The following is a 3,353-nucleotide window of genomic DNA, read 5'->3' on the forward strand; positions in this document are numbered from 1 at the left end:
GTCCTCGCGGCCCTGGCCCCGACACCGTCGCACCGTCGCCCGCGCCGCCCCGGGGTCATGCGCGTCTGCGTCGCCGGCGCGATCGGACGGGACAAAGGATTCACGCGCCTGCTGGACATGGCGCGTCACGCGCGCACCGCAGCACTTCCCCTGGAATTCGCGATCGTCGGGCACACGATCGATGACGATCTGCTGATGCAGACCGGACATGCCTTCGTCACCGGCGAATATGTCCGCGACGAAGCCGAGGCACTGATCCGCGCGCAGGACGCCGATATCGGGTTTCTACCGTCCATCTGGCCGGAAACCTGGTGTCTGGCACTGTCGTCACTGTGGCGAGCCGGGCTCCCGGTCGCCGTGTTCGACTTCGGCGCGCCGGCCGAGCGCGTGGCCCGCACCGGACGGGGCTGGAGGCTCTCTCCGGCCCTGACGCCCGAGACGCTCTGTACACACCTTCTTCAGTGCCGCGACAACAGTTTACCTTTTTCCACGCTCCGATAAGATCGCGCGGCGCAGTCCCGTGTATCTCCAACCAGTTGGAACCGTCTTGATGTCTCAGAGTGGCCAAACAGCAAATCCGAACAGGATCGTGGACCTGAAGGTTTCAGGCCACCTGATGACGCTCGATTCGGGGCTGTATTGTATCTTTCACGCTCCGGGACAGGCACCCGACACCACCAGTGGCTTTCCCGGCCTGCGCCTGTCGAACGTGCCCGGACATCACGATGATGGCGTGACGATCGCAACCTTCAACAATGAAGGCTGGCTCGGCGGCAATCATAGCGCGGCACTGGTGCGCGTCACCGCCGCGACCGGCCAGATCATGGTGACCGTCTATCAGTCGCAGGACTCACAGCAAAACGCCCCGCATCTTCAGGTCGTCCGCCTGAACGACGCCGGCACGCAGGCCATCCCGGCCACCGCCGCCCCGGCTCAGACCGCGCCACGCCCGGCCGCCCTGACCAGCGCCCCACCCAAAGCGCCGTCCCCGGCGTCGATCCCCAATCCCGAAATCGCCGCCCATATCGAAAAACGCGGCGATGTCGGATTCCTGCTGGGCGAGTGGGTGGGCGTGCCGGGAAGCCAGGCATGGATCGAAGGCTTCAGCATCGCCCCCCATGATGTCGTGGCACCGGCCGATGTCGAATATCAGGCCGTGCTCGGCAAGGGCTGGCTTTCGCCCTGGTCCCCGGGCGGCCAGTTCTGCGGCAGCCGGGGCATGGCGCTGCCGATCCTGGGTCTGCGCGTCCGCCTGACAGGCGAAGCCGCCGCACAGTATGTCCCGGTGGTCGAGGCAACGTTCACCGACGGCTCGAAAGCCGGTCCTGTCGATGACAGCCTGACGGTGGAGGCGGAATCGCTGGCGCCGCTCGAAGCGTTCCGAGTACGGATCCTGCCCCGCGCGGAGGCCGGCAAAGCCCTGGCGGGCGAGCCCGCTTCCGGCACAAAGACCGCTGCCGTCACAAAACGCACATCGAGCAAGACAACGGCCAAAGCCAAGACGGATGCCGAGGCTCCCGCCGCCGGGACCGACGCACCACCCGCCGGGACTCCGACGAAATCCGCGCCCGCGGCACCCGTCAAGGGCCGTCGGAAGCGGCCGGCCTGACAGCGACGCCACCCGCTCCAACAATGCCGGCAGCGGTCTCCTGCGGCGCGACGGCCGCAGGACGTCCCATACGCGAAAGCGAACGCCCGCGACCGGTCCCGCGACCGACAGGTGGTTCTTGAAATATCTCTTCGTACATCAGAATTTTCCCGGACAGTTTCTTTACCTGATCCAGCGCCTCAATGCGCGTCCGGGAAACGAGATCGTCTTTATCTGCGAACCCAACGAAAGCGTCATCCCCGGCGTGCGCAAGGCCATCTATCGGCTGCCGCCCAAGGATATGGACGCCATCCATCCCGGCGCGCATGAACTCGAAAAGGGCCTGCGCCGGGCGGAATACGTCGCCCGCACCGCTCGCTCCCTCAAGCAGCTCGGCTTTGAGCCCGATATCATCATCGGACACCACGGATGGGGGGAGCTTCTCGATCTGGTTGACGTGTTTCCGACCACGCCAATCCTTGGCTATTTCGAGTTTTTCTACGCCACGCATGATCTCGACGTCGGCTTCGACGACGAATTCCCCCAGGCCGCGAATCTTCTGGCCAATGTCCGCGCCAAGAACGCCATCAACCTTCAGGCCCTGATGCTCGGGCAACACGGCCAGACCCCGACGCAGTTCCAGCGCGACACCTATCCCGACTGGGCACAACCGCAGATCCGCCTGATCGCGGAAGGCGCGGACCTCGACAAATGCCGACCGGCACCAAAACGCGCTCGCAAGGATCAGGATATTTGCGGTGTGCATGTCGGCGCGGATGAAAAGCTCGTGACCTATGTGTCGCGGGATCTCGAACCCTATCGCGGCTTTCACGTGTTCATGCGCGCCCTGCCACGCATTCTGGACGAACGACCCGACGCACGGGTCATTCTCGTCGGTGGCGACGGCGTCAGCTACGGTGCGCGGCTGGTCAATGCGACATGGCGCGACACGATGCTGCGCGAACTGGGCGACAGGATCGACCCCAGCCGCGTTCACTTCGTCGGCAAGGTGCCGTACGACTCATTTCGGGCACTGCTCAAGCGCTCTGACGCGCACGTCTACCTGACCTATCCCTTCGTAGCCTCGTGGTCACTGCGCGAGGCCCTCGCGACGGGATGCGTGGTCGTCGGCAGCGATACGGCACCCGTAAGCGAGTTCGTTCAGGACGGGAAAAACGGACTGCTCGTCCCGTTCCTGCAACCCGAGCGGATCGCCCAGGGCGTGCTCGAGGTGCTGGAAGACCAAAAGCTGGCCCGTAAACTGTCGAAAGGTGCGCGCGCCTACGCGGAAAGCCACCTCGATCAGGAACGATGCCTCGACCTGTATGAACAGGAAATCGCGCGGATCGTCGGGCCGTAACGCAACCGACCGCCGTACGACTGACCCGAACATCCGGCGCCTCCACCGGCCATCCGGGGCCACGTGCCCCCGCAATCACGAGCCCCAAAAACAGCTGTAGCCGGCTGGCACACGCCAACCGGCTACAGCAAATCTCCCTGACGCGGGGGCCGCCGGTACTACCGGCGCCACCAGCCCGTGCGGCGGGAACCGGCCGGCGGCGCGTCTTCAATGACGATCGGCTGAACCACGCCCTCGTCCGCCGCCTTCGTCTTGCGTCGGGTCTTGGCGACCGGCTTTGCCTCGTCGGTCTCGGCAACGGCAGCAGCCTTGGTCGTGCGGCGTGCACGCGGCTTCTTCACTGGCGCCTCGTGCTCCGCGACTTCGGGGGCCGACGCGGCAGCCTTGGCCGTGCGTCGCCGCGTG

Annotated in this window: 4 protein-coding genes; 3 read left to right on the forward strand and 1 reads right to left on the reverse strand. The window is 65.5% G+C overall.

What is annotated here, in order from left to right:
- From HUK82_RS15445 to HUK82_RS15455, 3 genes are all read left to right on the forward strand, one after another.
- On the forward strand, positions 1–501 hold a 501-nt coding region (locus HUK82_RS15445), incomplete at its 5' end, for a glycosyltransferase (protein WP_176614792.1).
- A gap of 115 nt (positions 502–616) precedes the next feature.
- Positions 617–1,609 (forward strand): hypothetical protein, encoded by a 993-nt coding sequence (locus tag HUK82_RS15450; RefSeq protein ID WP_246495580.1) that lies wholly within the window; start codon positions 617–619, stop codon positions 1,607–1,609.
- A 118-nt stretch (positions 1,610–1,727) separates the two neighbouring features.
- Positions 1,728–2,948: a glycosyltransferase family 4 protein gene (locus HUK82_RS15455; RefSeq protein WP_176614794.1), complete on the forward strand. Its 1,221-nt coding sequence runs from the start codon at positions 1,728–1,730 to the stop codon at positions 2,946–2,948.
- Between the two features lie 158 nt (positions 2,949–3,106).
- On the opposite strand, the gene HUK82_RS15460 is transcribed toward HUK82_RS15455, so the two are convergent.
- Positions 3,107–3,353: hypothetical protein (locus tag HUK82_RS15460; RefSeq protein WP_176614795.1), on the reverse strand; the 247-nt coding region annotated here is incomplete at its 5' end.

This window comes from Ameyamaea chiangmaiensis, from assembly GCF_013376175.1.
Taxonomy (GTDB): domain Bacteria; phylum Pseudomonadota; class Alphaproteobacteria; order Acetobacterales; family Acetobacteraceae; genus Ameyamaea; species Ameyamaea chiangmaiensis.

Coding starts and splice junctions, on each gene's coding strand:
- HUK82_RS15450 (WP_246495580.1), top strand. CDS start 617: ATGACGCTCGATTCGGGGCTGTATTGTATCTTTCACGCTCCGGGACAG.